This is a genomic window from Vibrio sp. Isolate25 (assembly GCF_022398025.1).
In the GTDB taxonomy this organism is placed as follows: Bacteria; Pseudomonadota; Gammaproteobacteria; order Enterobacterales; family Vibrionaceae; genus Vibrio; species Vibrio coralliilyticus_A.
Genome location: NZ_JAKEUT010000016.1, coordinates 59,448 through 75,639 on the forward strand (window position 1 = coordinate 59,448; position 16,192 = coordinate 75,639).

The following is a 16,192-nucleotide window of genomic DNA, read 5'->3' on the forward strand; positions in this document are numbered from 1 at the left end:
AGGGTTGATGCATACACATCAACCCTTTTTCTGTTCGACTACCAGCTTAGTTATTGCTGTGTAGCTCAGAGTTCAGCTCTACTGCCGTTTTGTTCGCCAGGCATTCAATCTGACCAGTCACTGAGTTTCGACGGAACAGCAAGTCAGACACGCCAGCTAGGTCGCGTGCTTTGACCACTTCTACTTCATTGCCTTCTGAATCTAGCATGCGAACCTTAGCACCCGCAGTGACATACAGGCCAGACTCAACAGTACAACGATCGCCCAGTGGGAAACCAAGGCCTGCGTTCGCGCCTAGCAGTGAACTTTCACCGATAGAAACGACAACTGAACCACCACCAGACAGTGTACCCATGATTGAAGCACCGCCACCGATATCAGAGCCGTTACCAACTACAACGCCAGCAGAGATTCGGCCTTCAACCATACTTACACCCGTTGTACCCGCGTTGAAGTTGATGAAACCTTCATGCATAACGGTTGTGCCTTCGCCAACATGAGCGCCAAGGCGAACGCGTGAAGTATCAGCGATACGAACACCAGCAGGTACTACGTAATCGACCATTTTAGGGAATTTGTCGACACAATCGACAGAAAGGTTGCGGCCTGCTAGGCGAGCTTCGATTTGGCGGTCAGCCAGTTCTGGCAGATCGATAGGGCCTTCGTTGGTCCAAGCAATGTTGTGCAGTAGACCAAAGATACCGTCAAGCACAGTGCCGTGAGGTTGAACTAGACGGTTAGAGATCAGTTGAAGCTTCAGGAAGCCTTCAGCAACAGAAGCTGGCTTCTCATCAGTTGCTAGAATAACTAGCACCAGCGGTTGTGAAGACTCCGCTGCTTTAGCTGCGAATGAGGCGTTTGCAGCATCACCGTTTGCTTCGAATGCACCAGCAAGTTCTGCACTTTGTGCCGCAGAGATTTCGATCGCTTGGTTGCCTTGCTCGTAACCCGCTACTTTTGCGACAGCGTCTATTAGTGCGTCAGACGGGTTAAGAACTGGGTTTGGGAAAAATGCTTCAATGATTTTTCCATCGCGGTTTTTGGTTGTCGTACCGAAGGCTAGAGAAAAGTAAGCCATGTTGAATCTCCGTGTAGTAATCGTCAGTCAGGAAGAGTGATCTCTTCCTCCAAATCAGTTGAGTTCATCATAAAGAGAGCTTTTTCGACTTTAAAGAGCGGAAACAGATAAAGTCTGTAGGTCGATACGTTTTGTCTCTTTAGCGATACCTTGTCTTTTTATCTATATAGAGAAGTTGTGGGATGATAATGTTCATTGAGTGTGAAAGCGAAATAAAAAGAGCCCGAAACTGAGTTTCGGGCTCTTTAAATAAGACTTTACTTTAAACTGATTGGCGTTTGCTTTTTAGCTTTATATTGTCCAACCAAGACACCCGTTGAGCTTGGGTGCGAAAGCAAGATTACTTGCTTAGGTCTGCTGCGTGCTCAGATAGGAAAGCGGCAACACCTTTTGGAGATGCGTCCATACCTGCTTTACCTTCTTCCCACTGTGCAGGACATACTTCACCATTCTTCTGGTGGAAGTTTAGAGCGTCAACCATGCGTAGCATTTCGTCGATGTTACGGCCTAGTGGTAGGTCGTTAACAACTTGGTGACGTACAACGCCTTCTTCGTCGATTAGGAAAGAACCACGGAAAGCAACGCCTGCTTCTGGGTGCTCAACGTCGTATGCTTTACAGATTTCGTGCTTAACGTCAGCAACTAGTGGGTACTTAACTTGACCGATACCGCCATCTTCGATAGCAGTGTTACGCCATGCGTTGTGAGAGAACTGAGAATCGATAGAAACACCGATTACTTCAACACCTTTAGCTTGGAAATCAGCTAGACGGTTGTCGAATGCGATTAGCTCAGATGGGCAAACGAAAGTGAAATCTAGTGGGTAGAAGAAAACAACCGCTTTCTTACCTTTAGTGAACTCTGCAAAGTTGAAGTTATCAACGATCTCACCGTTACCTAGAACAGCTGCAGCAGTAAAATCTGGGGCTTGACGACCTACTAGTACCATTTTTTTGCTCCTAAAATATATGGTTAGTTCCAAACCAAACTATGAGTTTTAGGTTTGGTCCGTGTTTGTACGCGACAAACTATAGTACAGATAGTAGTATTGAAAAAAGCGAAATAAATAGATTAAGTTAATCGAAAAAAGCGATGATAAATAAATCATTCCTTCGATCACTGGATGAGTAAGAGTTACATATAAAATTATGAATAAGTGGCCTAGTCTCAAGCAATTACATTATTTGATTACCCTTCACGAAACTCGCCATTTTAGTGAAGCGGCGGAACGGTGCTTCGTGAGTCAGTCAACACTTAGTAAAGGCATTCAAAATCTTGAAGAGCTGATTGGCTGCCCGCTTTATGAGAAGAAAGATAAAAAAAGCCCATTAGTGTTTACACTGGCAGGAGAGCAAGTTGTCCAACAAGGGCGTGAACTTCTGGCAAAGGGGCAAGATTTGGTTGAGCTTGGTCGTCTTTGTCAGGGAGATGAAATGGAAGGACAACTGCGTGTTGGCTGTATTCCAACCATTGCGCCTTTTCTGCTCGGTGACTTGGTGCAGGAAGTGAACCTGCGCTTCCCATTGCTGAATTTACTGTTAAGAGAAGACACTACAACCAATTTACTGGCGGCGCTGCGTCATGGTGAATTAGATGTACTGATCTTAGCCTTACCTGTTGATATAGATGGTATGGAAAGCAAAATTGTCGGCAATGACCCCTTTCGAATGATCATCAGTCGTAATCAGGCCGACGCGATCCGAACCCCGATTAAGTACGATGACTTACCTGATGAGTTTGTGTTCTTACTGGAAAAAGAACACTGCTTAACAGAACATGCCGTTTCTGCCTGCCAGCTGACTAAGAAAGAAAAGATTAATCCATTCTCAGCAACCAGTTTACATACCTTAGTTCAGATGGTTGCTAATGGGTTAGGAACCACCTTTATCCCGCAGATGGCGATCGATCACGGGTTGCTCGATAACCAGAATTTGGTGGTTGTAGACGCTCCAGGGCAGCAAGCGCATCGTCACATTGGATTAGTTTGGCGCCCCAGCTCTTCAAGAGTGAATACTTTTAATCAACTGGCACAAGTCGTGTCAGAGCTGCTTTAGCGTTAAGTATTAGACTAAATCTCGATGATACCTTCCAAAAGCACACTGGTTTTAGTGTGCTTTTTAGCATTTTATTCTGTTGGTGAACTTTAACTTGTAAAATTTTACAAAGGAATCTTAATGAAGCTTTCATTAAATTGTGAAATTTCACAGTGTCAATTTTACTACTCACTAAAAATGTTCTGTTTGACCTACCTACGCAATAGCCATGAAATCCCCTTGCTGATAAAGCGGTGCCTAATTCACTCGTAAGTTAAACGTGTGTTTGAAACGGTTTTACAGCTCTAATTTTACTGTAATTAAATTACGTAACTGGTTACATTTTGGTGATCAAAATCAACAACTTATAGGCAGCGGAATAAAACTTTGAATTTAGTTTAAAGGCTGTTTTAGGTCTTTTGCTCTAGCGTGTGTTGGTGTAGTTTAAATAAAGGCTCTGTAAGACTTATGTCTAGATTGAAAAGGCAAACCAAGTTAGCCAAGGTAGAGTTCACAAGACAAAATAAACGAAGAAGATAGTAATCAATTAGGATGTTTGATTGTTGTTTTATAGTTACAAATGTAACTCTTCGAAAATTCGAGCAACCACTGATACAACCCCAAAACATCGTCGTTGTATCGGAGCGTTAAAGGAAGAGAATATGCTTGCCAACACACCAGATAGAGAAAAAACAACAGCTGAAGCCCAAGAAACTTTACACCAAGAAGGCATGCTTGAAGTGACTGGTACCCTTTCACCAGAACATCAGGCGATTTTCCCTGTTGAAGCCCAAACCTTTTTATCTCTTCTGTGTGCTCAGTTTGCCAGCGAGACCGATACCTTGCTTGCTCAGCGTGAAGAAAAGCAAGCTCGTATCGATGCTGGGGAGCTGCCAGACTTTCTCGAAGATACACAAGATATCAGAGAAGGTAGCTGGAAAATTCTCGGGATCCCTCAAGATCTGCAAGACCGCCGCGTAGAAATCACCGGTCCTACTGACCGTAAAATGGTAATTAATGCGCTGAATGCGAACGTGAAAGTGTTCATGGCGGACTTTGAAGACTCGATGTCCCCCGCATGGGATAAGGTGTTAGATGGTCAAATCAACCTGCGTGACGCGGTAGAGGGCAACATCAGTTACACCAACCCAGTTAATGGTAAGCAATATGAGTTGAAGGATGATCCAGCGGTTTTGATCTGCCGAGTGCGTGGTTTACACCTAAAAGAAAAACACGTGACGTTTAATGGTGAGATCATTCCTGGAGCTTTATTCGACTTTGCGCTTTATTTTTACAATAACTACAAAGCGCTAATGAAAAAGGGCAGCGGCCCTTACTTCTACCTACCAAAACTGCAATCGTATAAAGAAGCGCAGTGGTGGAGCAAAGTGTTCCATTTTACTGAGGATTACTTTGGCCTAGACACAGGTACTATCAAAGCCACCGTGCTGATTGAAACACTGCCAGCCGTGTTTGAAATGGATGAAATCCTATTTTCGCTTAAAGAACATATTGTTGGTCTTAACTGCGGTCGCTGGGATTACATATTTAGCTATATCAAAACACTGAAAAAGCACCCAGATCGTGTCCTTCCGGACCGTCAGGTTGTGACCATGGATAAGCCGTTCCTCAATGCCTATTCGCGTTTACTTATCCGTACTTGTCATCGTCGTGGTGCATTTGCAATGGGGGGAATGGCAGCATTCATTCCAGCAAAAGATCCACAGGAGAATCAAAAGGTTCTCGACAAAATTCAAAACGATAAATCACTGGAAGCAAATAACGGCCATGACGGTACTTGGGTAGCTCACCCTGGATTGGCCAATACAGCAATGGAAGTGTTTGGTAGTGTTCTGGGTGAGAGAACCAATCAACTTGATGTTTCTCGTTCAGACGATGCGCCAATTACTGCCAATGATCTGCTCGCGCCTTGCCAAGGAGAACGAACAGAGCAGGGCATGCGCCACAATATTCGAGTAGCACTTCAGTACATTGAAGCTTGGATCTCTGGCAATGGCTGTGTCCCTATCTACGGCTTGATGGAAGATGCCGCGACGGCAGAGATCTCCCGAGCGTCGATCTGGCAATGGATTCAGCATGGAAAATCGCTCGACAATGGTCAGGTGGTAACCAAAGCCTTGTTTGAGCAGTACCTTAGTGAAGAAATTGACGTCGTGAAAGAAGAAGTTGGAGATGAGCGTTATCAGTCGGGTCGTTTTGAAGAAGCGGCTGAACTGATGACCAAATTGACCACCAGCGACGAACTCACGAACTTTTTAACCATTCCAGGTTATGACTATCTGGACTAATGAATCAATAACAACATCAGTAACGTGAACATTCCGAGGCGGAGATGGATGTACCGCCAGAGAAAAATAAAAACAGCGCCCGTATTGTCAACAAATAGCAGCGCACATCAAAAGAGGGATAGACCGATGACTAATTTAACTCGCCGCCAACAAATCGAAGCTCTTGAAAAAGACTGGGCAACTAACCCACGCTGGAAAAACGTAAAGCGTCCATATACAGCAGAAGAAGTCGTAGAACTGCGCGGTTCGATGGTGCCAGCCAACACAATCGCACAGCGCGGTGCAGACAAACTGTGGTCTTTGGTCAACGGTGATGCTAAGAAAGGCTACGTAAACTGTTTGGGTGCACTGACAGGTGGTCAAGCGGTGCAGCAAGCGAAAGCGGGTATTGAAGCGATTTACCTATCGGGTTGGCAGGTAGCGGCTGACAACAATACTGCATCGACCATGTACCCTGACCAGTCACTTTACCCAGTTGACTCAGTACCTTCTGTGGTTAAGCGCATTAACAACTCATTCCGCCGCGCAGACCAGATTCAATGGTCAAGCGGTAAGTCTCCTGCAGATGAAGGCGGTATCGATTACTTCCTACCAATTGTTGCAGACGCCGAAGCCGGTTTTGGTGGTGTGCTCAATGCTTACGAGCTAATGAAGTCGATGATTGACGCAGGTGCGGCAGGTGTTCACTTTGAAGATCAGCTAGCATCCGTGAAGAAATGTGGTCACATGGGCGGTAAGGTTCTGGTTCCGACTCAAGAAGCAGTGCAGAAGTTAGTTGCTGCACGTCTAGCAGCTGACGTAGCAGGCACCACTACACTGGTTATTGCTCGTACGGATGCAAACGCGGCAGACCTACTGACTTCGGACTGCGATCCGTACGATAAAGACTTCATTGTCGGTGAGCGTACTCAAGAAGGGTTCTACCGTGTACGTGCAGGTATTGACCAAGCTATCTCTCGCGGCCTAGCTTACGCACCATACGCTGACCTTATCTGGTGTGAAACGGCAACTCCGTGTCTGGAAGAAGCGCGTAAGTTCGCAGAAGCGATTCACGCTGAATACCCAGACCAGCTGCTTGCGTACAACTGTTCTCCTTCTTTCAACTGGGAGAAGAACTTGGATGCAGAAACCATTGCTAAATTCCAGCAAGAGCTATCTGACATGGGCTACAAGTACCAGTTCATCACACTAGCGGGTATTCATAATATGTGGTTCAACATGTTCGAACTTGCGCATGACTACGCACAAGGTGAGGGTATGCGCCACTACGTTGAGAAAGTACAGCGCCCTGAATTCCAAGCAGCAGAGAAAGGCTACACCTTCGTTGCTCACCAGCAAGAGGTGGGGACAGGTTACTTCGATAAGATGACCAACACCATCCAAGGTGGTAACTCATCAGTCACGGCTCTGACTGGCTCAACCGAAGAGGACCAGTTCTAAAGTATCCCTGTCATGATGACCAAGGCTCTCTCTTACTAGCCTTCGGTCATCGATATTCTGTTTAGGCATAAACTTTGACATGCTTTGAGCGACATTAAGTCGCTCTTTTTTTATTCAGATATTATTATTTGTATCATTATAATTAATATAAATTCCTCGCACGCCTCAAAAGTCTCATTTATCACACAAATTATTTGTTGTTTTTTTATTATTTGATAATAACAATCTGCATTCCTCAATATGTTGTTATATGGCATTTTTTCCTACTAGTTGATAGCTTTTATTTATTCTTCTTCCTGCTCAGTAGTTTCTCTTTTTTCAGAATATGGAATATTGTCTAACATTTTATTTAAGGAGGGGGGAGTGAACTGGTTGGTAGCATGGATCCAATCTATGCCATTCAAGAAGTGTAATGAATACCATACCCTGTTCCATTGCACATGCGGGTGTTTCTTCATCGAAAGTTGATGCGCCTACTGAAAGTAGTACAGATTCAAACAGAGACAGTAACAAGGAAAGCGTTCAAATACTTCCTCATCTGGTGTATTCGATAACACCTACGTTCAAAATGACGTTAGTGAATTTCTAAGTGAGCCTGAAATTTATGATAAAAAAAACTATACAAAAAATACTGTGCGTAGGTGGAGCATGTTTTTTTGGGTTTGCAATATGGACAGTGTATCAATTTGACACCTATGGATACTGCACCATTATTAAACATTCAGAATTAGTGTCCGAGGTAATCGAAAATGAATTATGCATTTCGATAAATATGATTTATTGGGCTGTTTTATTTGCTAGCTCAGTGGTTTTTCCAACAGCAGTAATAGTTGCTTGGTTTGATAATTGCTTTTTACCAACTAACTTAGCACAAGCGAAGCGTTACTGTTTGTTTATATGTACCATTATGCTGCTGTCCATTGGGGGGATAGTTGTCGCATGGTCGGAAAGCTTTGTTCCCCTTAGGGAGTTGAACGTGGTTTTTCATTCCCAACATAATGAAAATTCAGACTACTTTGATTTGTTATTTTCATTCTCATCTTTAAACATTGTCTTTGGATTCGGTGTTATAAAAGGGGTAAGAGATGAATATAAAATTAAGAGGAACAAATCTTATTTCTTAGGTAAGGATGATTTTATTTAGCGCCTGTTTATATAGTTAAAAATAATAACAGATGAGCAATGCTAGTCGAGAAAATTTCAGTACAACTTTGCAGAAATGAGTTAGTGTTTGTTAACGTATATAAAATACAATTAGAAATTAACGATGAACATGCGTACAGTTTTGGATTCTGAAACAACCAGACACTCTTTGACTACAAAGAGCCTCATAATAACTTATGAGGCTCTTTTTTTTTGGCTATCACTCAACTTCTTCAGGTTCAACTTCTTCTTGCAGCTCAAGCAGATTAATAGCGATGGCAACAAAGTCACTGTCAGTGATGATACCGACTAACTGGCCTTTTTCTACCACAGGTAAACAGCCAACCTTGTGTTTTTGCATGTAGATGGCGCTTTCTTTCAACCCAGCTTGAGGAGAAACTGTCATGACACCGGTTTTCATTACTTCATACAATGGTGTGTTTAAGGTGTATGATTGATTTTCGGGAATTTTTTGTAAACTTGATTCTTGTGCGGCCAACACGTCACGTTGAGAAACCACGCCCAGTAATTGCTGATTAGCATCGACGATGGGGACGTGGCGAATATCTAGTGCTTCCATGGTGTGTTTAGCGTCGGCAAGTTGGTGTGAGCGCAGTAACGTATGAGGGGTGCGCGTCATCATATCTTCGACTTTTATCATGGCTGCCTCCTGAGTTATTGTTTTGTTCTCTCTTAATATAGTAACTTTCTGCTCGGCAGTATGAGAGCTGGATAGATTTTCATTCCGATAACCTTGAAAATAATGTGGCGAATTGTGTACAGAGAATCCAGCCAGATTTACAGCCTTCTTGCTCACTCAAATTAATTCAATACGGATTACAATAATTCACACCTCAATCCTTGCTATTGAGCTGGTGGGGAATATACTAGTCGGCTGCGAAAAACTCGTCGTCTGTTTGTGACAGAATCAGTTCGACTTCCATCACGACATTAAGAAATCACGACAAAAGATTAGTAACATGCAAGTATCCGATTTCCACTTTGACTTACCTGATGAGCTTATTGCTCGTTACCCTCAGCCAGAGCGTACTGCTAGCCGCTTGCTTCAACTCGACGGCAACAGCGGTAAACTTAACGATGGCACGTTTATCGATGTGCTTGAGCAAATACAGCCGGGCGATCTCGTGGTTTTCAATAATACTCGTGTGATTCCAGCGCGTATGTTCGGCCGTAAAGAGTCGGGTGGTAAGCTGGAAGTATTGGTGGAGCGTGTGCTGGATGAAAAAAGTATTCTGGCTCATGTGCGCTGTTCTAAATCTCCTAAACCGGGCTCAACCATTTTCATTGGTGAGAACGACGAGTACTCAGCACAAATGGTTGCCCGCCATGATGCCTTGTTTGAACTGAAATTTAATGCAGAACAAAACGTTTTAGCGGTATTGGAAGAGATTGGCCATATGCCGCTTCCTCCTTATATCGATCGCCCTGATGAAGACTCAGATAAAGAGCGTTATCAAACGGTCTACAACGAAAAACCGGGCGCAGTAGCGGCGCCAACAGCAGGTTTGCATTTTGATGAAGCTTTGCTTGAAAAGATGAAAGCGAAAGGTGCTGAGTTTGCTTATGTGACGCTTCACGTAGGCGCAGGTACATTCCAACCGGTTAAGGTCGACAACATCAACGATCACCACATGCACGCAGAGTATGTGGAAGTACCACAAGAAGTGGTCGATGCGATTAAGGCAGCCAAAGCGCGTAATGGTCGAATCATAGCAGTGGGTACAACATCGGTTCGTTCACTAGAAAGTGCTGCGCAGGATGCATTGAAAAAAGGCACTGAGCTTGCGCCATTTTTTGGTGATACCGAAATTTTTATCTACCCAGGTTACGAATATCAGTTAGTGGATTGTTTGATCACTAACTTCCATCTACCAGAATCAACACTGATTATGTTGGTCAGCGCATTTGCGGGTTATGAAAATACCATGGGTGCCTATAAACACGCCGTAGAGAATAAATACCGTTTCTTCTCGTATGGTGACTCAATGTTTATTAAAAAGAAAACATTATAATTTAGTTGTTTACGAGTGCTAGCAGTAAGCTAGGAAGCAGTGATTTGTTTCTCGCATGGAAGGCGACCGCTCCTCATAGAGCTTAAAGCTCTGAACTTAAAGTCAGACTGTTTCTCTGACAATTGGAGGCTTCGTGAAGTTAAAATTTGATCTTAAGAAGAAAGATGGTGTTGCACGTCGTGGTCAGCTGACCTTTGAGCGTGGTACTGTTCAGACACCTGCTTTTATGCCTGTTGGTACTTACGGCACTGTTAAAGGTATGACGCCTGAAGAAGTGAAAGGCACAGGCGCTGAAATTCTTCTTGGCAACACTTTCCACCTTTGGTTACGCCCGGGTCAGGAAGTCATGAAAATGCATGGCGACTTGCACGATTTTATGAACTGGCACGGTCCTATCCTGACAGATTCAGGCGGTTTCCAAGTATTTAGCTTAGGTGACATCCGTAAAATCACTGAAGAAGGCGTACATTTCCGTAACCCTGTAAACGGTGACAAGATTTTCATGGACGCAGAAAAGTCGATGGAAATTCAGAAAGACCTTGGGTCTGACATTGTGATGATCTTTGACGAATGTACCCCATACCCAGCGACACACGCAGAAGCGAAAAAGTCGATGGAAATGTCGCTGCGTTGGGCTCAGCGCTCACGCGACCATTTCGATAAGCTGGAAAACCAGAACAACCTATTTGGTATCGTTCAGGGTGGTGTTTACGAAGATTTACGTGATGTCTCGGTGAAAGGCCTGACCGAAATCGGTTTTGACGGCTACGCGGTCGGTGGTTTGGCTGTTGGTGAACCCAAAGAAGATATGCACCGTATTCTTGAGCATACCTGTCCACAGCTTCCTGAAGACAAACCTCGTTACTTAATGGGGGTTGGCAAACCAGAAGATTTAGTAGAAGGTGTACGCCGTGGTATTGATATGTTTGACTGCGTAATGCCAACGCGTAATGCCCGTAATGGCCATCTGTTTGTGACTGGCGGTGTGATCAAGATCCGTAATGCGAAACATAAAACGGATACAACACCATTGGATCCAGAGTGTGACTGTTACACTTGTCAGAATTACTCTAAGTCGTATCTGCATCACTTAGATCGTTGTAATGAGATTCTAGGTGCTCGCCTGAATACTATTCACAACTTGCGTTACTACCAGCGTGTGATGGAAAGTATTCGTCAGGCGATTGATGAAGATCGCTTTGATGAATTCGTCAAAGAGTTCTATGAACGTCGTGGTCGCGAAGTGCCACCACTGGCGAAAGAGCAGTCATTGACTAAATAAAAGAATTAAAGCCTTTGGCATTTCGCCAGAGGCTTTTGCTAATAAAGTAGGCAGACGCAGTGAATTTTTGAGAGAGTGATCTCTAATAGTCATTCTTTTTCTTGAAACTCAACGGCGTAAGCCCAACTTGGAATATTAATAAAAAATAATAGAGGATTGTTTTAATGATTATTTCTCCAGCTTACGCAGCAGAAGGCGCACCAGCAGGCGGCGGTTTCGAAATGCTAATCATGCTTGGTATGTTCGCGGTAATTTTCTACTTCATGATTTACCGCCCACAAGCTAAGCGTGTAAAAGAGCATAAGAGCCTAATGTCTTCCATGGGCAAAGGTGATGAAGTTCTGACTAGCGGCGGCCTAGTGGGTAAAATCACTAAGATTGCAGAAGACAACGACTACATCTCAATCGAGCTAAACACGAATAACGAAGTTGTTATCAAGAAAGATTTCGTTACTGCAGTGCTACCAAAGGGTACGCTGAAGTCTCTATAAAACAGCTAAAGGATCCTCGCTGTGCTTAACCGCTATCCGTTATGGAAGTACTTGATGGTGGTGCTTACCATCGCTATCGCAGCATTGTATGCACTTCCAAATATCTACGGTGAAGATCCGGCAATTCAAGTTACAGGGGCGCGTGGCGCCTCTGTAGATATGTCAACGCTGGATTCTGTCACCGAAGCTCTTGATGAAAAGGGCTTATCTCATAAATCCATTGCTCTCGAAAATGGATCCATTCTTGTACGCTTCAACGATACCGACACTCAGATCAGTGCTCGTGATGTGATCAATGAAGCGCTAGGTAAAGACAAAATTGTTGCTCTCAACCTAGCTCCTGCTACCCCTGATTGGTTAGAAGCGGTTGGCGCCGCGCCAATGAAGCTCGGCCTTGACCTGCGCGGTGGTGTTCACTTCCTGATGGAAGTAGATATGGACGCTGCGATGGAGAAACTGGTCGGCCAACAGGAAGAAGCTTTCCGTAGTGAACTACGTGAAGCGGATATTCGCTACCGTACGATTCGCACTTTGGGTAAAGATGCGGTGGAAATTCACTTACGCAACGAAACTCAGCTTGCGGACGCTAAACGCATAATGCAACAAAATCATCCTGATATGACGTTTGTTGATTCAGATGCAGATGGCCGTTTCACCTTGACTGCTACTTTTACAGAGCAACGCCTTACTGAGATTCGTAACTACGCTGTTGAGCAGAACATTACTATTCTGCGTAACCGTGTAAACGAACTGGGTGTGGCTGAGCCACTTGTTCAGCGTCAGGGTGCAAGCCGTATTGTTGTTGAACTGCCAGGTGTTCAGGATACGGCACGTGCGAAAGAAATTCTGGGTGCGACAGCAACACTTGAATTTCGCGAAGTCGATGATAAAGCGGATCTCGCAGCTGCAGCAAGAGGCCGAGCGCCAGCGGGCAGTGAAATCAAGCAAGACCGCGATGGTCGTCCAGTTGTGCTTAAAAAACGTGTAATCCTAGGTGGTTCTAGCATCACAGATGCGAGCTCAAGTGTGGATGAATATGGCCGCCCTCAAGTTAACATCTCGCTAGATAGCGAAGGTGGTAACAAGATGTCTGCGTTCTCGAAGAAGAACATTGGCAAGTTGATGGCAACGGTATTTGCCGAGTATAAAGACAGTGGTCGTCGTACTCCAGAAGGCAAAGTCATTCTTACTAAGCATGAAGAAGTCATTAACCAAGCGACAATTCAATCTGCCTTGGGGCGTAACTTCCGTATCACAGGTATTGATTCCGCTGCTGAAGCACACAACTTAGCGTTATTGCTTCGCGCAGGTGCTCTGATTGCGCCAATTTCTATCGTTGAAGAAAGAACCATTGGTCCTTCTATGGGGCAACAGAATATCGATATGGGTATTCAGGCGATGATTTGGGGTATGGTAGCGGTCATGCTGTTTACGCTAATGTACTATCGTAAGTTTGGTTTGATTGCCAACGTAGCGCTAATGGCTAACCTTGTGTTGATTATCGGTGTGATGTCGATGATTCCGGGCGCGACGATGACCTTGCCTGGTATTGCCGGTATTGTTCTGACGGTCGGTATGGCGGTCGATGCCAATGTGCTGATCTTCGAGCGGATACGCGAAGAGCTGCGTGACGGACGTAGTCCTCAGCAGGCGATCCATCAAGGCTATGCGAACGCATTCAGTACGATTGCCGATGCCAACATTACCACTTTGATTACCGCAATAATCCTGTTTGCTGTAGGTACAGGCGCAATCAAAGGCTTCGCGGTGACACTGTCTATCGGTATCTTAACGTCTATGTTTACTGCCATCATTGGTACACGTTGTATCGTGAACCTGATGTACGGTGGTAAGCGCATCAACAAACTGTCGATCTAAGGCTAGGAATTATTATGTTTCAGATTCTAAAAGCAGACAAAATGATCGACTTTATGCGTTGGTCTAAGTTTGCGTTCCTATTGTCGGTGCTGATGATTGGTGCATCGATTTTTACTCTGTCTACCAATTGGTTGAACTGGGGGTTAGACTTTACAGGCGGTACGCTGATTGAAGTTGGCTTTGAGCAGCCAGCTGATTTGGAAGAGATCCGTAGTGCCCTCGATGCGAAAGGCTTTGGCGATGCCACGGTACAGAACTTTGGTAGTGCCCGTGATGTGATGGTTCGCCTGCGCCCTCGTGATAATGTGGCAGGTGAAACACTAGGAAACCAGATCTTAAGTGCAATCAAAGACGGTACGGGTGAAAATGTAGAAATGCGTCGTATCGAGTTCGTTGGCCCGAATGTGGGTGACGAGCTAACGGAAGCCGGTGGTTTAGCGATCCTAGTTTCTCTGATCTGTATCTTGATCTACGTTTCGGTGCGATTCGAATGGCGTTTAGCAGCTGGTGCGGTACTTGCTCTGGCACACGACGTTATAATTACGCTAGGTGTGTTTTCATTGATGCAAATCGAGGTTGACCTGACGATTGTGGCAGCCTTGCTGACGGTAGTGGGTTACTCGCTTAACGATACCATTGTTGTATTTGACCGTATCCGTGAAAACTTCCGTAAGATGCGCAAAGGCGAACCTGCTGAAATCATGAATAGCTCAATCACGCAAACGTTGAGCCGTACCTTGATTACATCTGGTACAACCTTGTTTGTGGTGATTGCCCTGTTTACGCAAGGTGGTGCTATGATTCATGGCTTCGCTACCGCACTTCTATTGGGTATCACTGTGGGTACATACTCTTCAATCTATGTGGCTTCGGCACTGGCATTGAAACTGGGTATCACCAAAGAACATCTGATGCCTCCTCAAGTTGAGAAAGAAGGCGCAGAATTTGACGAAATGCCATAAGGCAAAACGTATGCTATGAGAAAGGCCGCTGATTGTTCAGCGGCCTTTTGTTTTATAGAGCGATACTAAGACCCCGTTCGGTACAAGACATTGTCATTGGAGTTGTTATGATAGATAAAAATACAATTAAGGAAGCAAGCTATGCCACATTTACGTTTTCGTGCTGTCGAGCCGCAAACGGTTCAAACTTTATCAAAATCTCTGATTGATGAGTTACAGCCACACATGGATTGCCCTCGTGAAGATTTCACATTCGAGTACATCTACACTACGTTTTATCATGAAGGTGAGGTGAGTCAGGCCTATCCGTTTGTTGAGGTATTGTGGTTTGATCGTGGGCAGCAAACTCAGGATACTGTCGCTGCGATTATTACTCAGCAAGTGCGTGGGATTATTGGCGAAGATGTGGATGTCGCGGTGATTTTTACCGCTCTGGATGCAAAATCCTACTACGACAATGGTGAGCATTACTAAACAGAAACGTTAGGAGATAGTACATGGGATTGGCAGTCAAAGGGTGGTTGAAGCAAGCTGGATTCATTGTACTTCTCCTTTTCACATCTTCGCTTCAGGCCAGCCCTTGGGAGAGGATTCAATCACCTTCGACGCAATATCCTCAAGCGATTGGTAGCTATGCCAACGGTTGTCTCACAGGCGCGGCGGCACTGCCTCTTCAAGGGGAAGGCTATCAAGTATTACGCAGCCAGCGACATCGTTACTATGCTCACCCACAGGCCGTCAGTTTTGTTCAGCGTTTAGCCGCTCTGGCTGCGCAGCGTCTGAACACTCGTATTCTGATTGGTGATATCTCATTACCTCAGGGTGGGCGCTTCTCTTCTGGGCATTCAAGCCATCAGACAGGGTTGGATATTGATATTTGGCTCAAGCTGGCTGATGACAAGCTTTCTTCTCAGCAACTGAGTAAGCCTGAACCAATGAGCGTGGTCAATCTCCAGCAGTATCAGTTAGTCAAACGAAACTGGGACCAGCGCCACTTCGAATTGATCAAAATGGCGGCAAGTGATGAGGAAGTTGCACGTATTTTCGTTCATCCTGTCATCAAAGAAAAACTGTGCACACAGGAAGTACCAGCAGAGCGGGGCTGGTTGAGAAAAGTCAGACCGTGGTGGGGGCACCATTATCATATGCACGTCAGGCTCAAGTGCCCAGAGGGTAGCAGCGCTTGCAAACCACAGGCTGCGCCGCCGAAAGGTGACGGATGTGGCGCTGAGTTGGCCAGTTGGAAACCACAGCCCAAACCTGCCGCGCCAGAAGTCGCAGTAAGTAAACCGAAGAAGAAAAAAATGAAAGTGATGCCGATGGAATGTCAGCAACTGCTGGAAAGCATTTGAGCAGAATTACCCAATAGAATAAAAAATGCCGCTCATTGGAGCCAATGTAGATCAGATAAGGATCGGTTGACCGATCCTTCTGATGAGAGACAATCGGAAATCTGTTTATAGGTTTCCGATTTTTTATGTCTATTCAACACTTCTTTGCCGACTTCCTTGAAGAAAACCCTGTTGATGTTGCCCAGCTCACC

14 protein-coding genes are annotated in these 16,192 nt (G+C 44.9%); 11 read left to right on the forward strand and 3 right to left on the reverse strand.

Annotated features, from left to right (window positions below; translation table 11 throughout):
- Positions 1-46: 46 nt before the first annotated feature.
- Together dapD and L1D15_RS19405 are read right to left on the reverse strand one after the other, a co-directional pair.
- Positions 47-1,078, reverse strand: a complete 1,032-nt coding sequence (gene dapD, locus L1D15_RS19400) for a 2,3,4,5-tetrahydropyridine-2,6-dicarboxylate N-succinyltransferase (RefSeq protein WP_239876746.1) — start codon at positions 1,076-1,078, stop codon at positions 47-49.
- A 340-nt stretch (positions 1,079-1,418) separates the two neighbouring features.
- Complete coding sequence (locus L1D15_RS19405; RefSeq protein ID WP_239837429.1) at positions 1,419-2,027, reverse strand: peroxiredoxin C; 609 nt, start codon at positions 2,025-2,027, stop codon at positions 1,419-1,421.
- 199 nt (positions 2,028-2,226) lie between these two features.
- Between L1D15_RS19405 and L1D15_RS19410 the strand changes: the two genes are divergently transcribed.
- The 4 genes from L1D15_RS19410 to L1D15_RS19425 all read left to right on the forward strand — a co-directional run bounded on the left by L1D15_RS19410 (position 2,227) and on the right by L1D15_RS19425 (position 8,004).
- A complete protein-coding gene (locus tag L1D15_RS19410; protein WP_239876747.1) occupies positions 2,227-3,132 on the forward strand; it encodes a hydrogen peroxide-inducible genes activator in 906 nt (301 codons plus the stop codon).
- A 641-nt stretch (positions 3,133-3,773) separates the two neighbouring features.
- Positions 3,774-5,420, forward strand: a complete 1,647-nt coding sequence (aceB, locus tag L1D15_RS19415) for a malate synthase A (RefSeq protein ID WP_239876748.1) — start codon at positions 3,774-3,776, stop codon at positions 5,418-5,420.
- A 126-nt stretch (positions 5,421-5,546) separates the two neighbouring features.
- Positions 5,547-6,860 (forward strand): isocitrate lyase, encoded by a 1,314-nt coding sequence (gene aceA, locus L1D15_RS19420; protein WP_239867231.1) that lies wholly within the window; start codon positions 5,547-5,549, stop codon positions 6,858-6,860.
- A gap of 589 nt (positions 6,861-7,449) precedes the next feature.
- Positions 7,450-8,004: a hypothetical protein gene (locus L1D15_RS19425; RefSeq protein WP_239876749.1), complete on the forward strand. Its 555-nt coding sequence runs from the start codon at positions 7,450-7,452 to the stop codon at positions 8,002-8,004.
- 219 nt (positions 8,005-8,223) lie between these two features.
- Here L1D15_RS19425 and L1D15_RS19430 read toward each other — a convergent pair whose 3' ends face one another.
- Complete coding sequence (locus L1D15_RS19430; RefSeq protein ID WP_239876750.1) at positions 8,224-8,664, reverse strand: CBS domain-containing protein; 441 nt, start codon at positions 8,662-8,664, stop codon at positions 8,224-8,226.
- 319 nt (positions 8,665-8,983) lie between these two features.
- On the opposite strand from L1D15_RS19430, the gene queA reads away from it, so the two are divergent.
- The 7 genes from queA to mepA all read left to right on the forward strand — a co-directional run bounded on the left by queA (position 8,984) and on the right by mepA (position 16,001).
- Complete coding sequence (gene queA, locus L1D15_RS19435; protein WP_239876751.1) at positions 8,984-10,036, forward strand: tRNA preQ1(34) S-adenosylmethionine ribosyltransferase-isomerase QueA; 1,053 nt, start codon at positions 8,984-8,986, stop codon at positions 10,034-10,036.
- A gap of 133 nt (positions 10,037-10,169) precedes the next feature.
- Positions 10,170-11,318, forward strand: a complete 1,149-nt coding sequence (tgt, locus tag L1D15_RS19440; RefSeq protein ID WP_239867241.1) for a tRNA guanosine(34) transglycosylase Tgt — start codon at positions 10,170-10,172, stop codon at positions 11,316-11,318.
- A gap of 164 nt (positions 11,319-11,482) precedes the next feature.
- Positions 11,483-11,809 (forward strand): preprotein translocase subunit YajC, encoded by a 327-nt coding sequence (gene yajC, locus L1D15_RS19445; RefSeq protein WP_239867245.1) that lies wholly within the window; start codon positions 11,483-11,485, stop codon positions 11,807-11,809.
- A gap of 21 nt (positions 11,810-11,830) precedes the next feature.
- On the forward strand, positions 11,831-13,687 hold the full coding sequence (gene secD / locus L1D15_RS19450) for a protein translocase subunit SecD (protein WP_345779271.1): 1,857 nt from the start codon (positions 11,831-11,833) through the stop codon (positions 13,685-13,687).
- 14 nt (positions 13,688-13,701) lie between these two features.
- The gene (gene secF, locus L1D15_RS19455) at positions 13,702-14,649 is read left to right on the forward strand and encodes a protein translocase subunit SecF (RefSeq protein ID WP_239867247.1); all 948 of its coding nucleotides are present in this window, start codon (positions 13,702-13,704) and stop codon (positions 14,647-14,649) included.
- A gap of 141 nt (positions 14,650-14,790) precedes the next feature.
- Positions 14,791-15,123 (forward strand): DUF1904 domain-containing protein, encoded by a 333-nt coding sequence (locus L1D15_RS19460; RefSeq protein ID WP_239876752.1) that lies wholly within the window; start codon positions 14,791-14,793, stop codon positions 15,121-15,123.
- A gap of 23 nt (positions 15,124-15,146) precedes the next feature.
- Entirely contained in the window at positions 15,147-16,001 is an 855-nt protein-coding gene (gene mepA / locus L1D15_RS19465; RefSeq protein WP_239876753.1) for a penicillin-insensitive murein endopeptidase, read from the forward strand.
- Positions 16,002-16,192 lie beyond the last annotated feature (191 nt).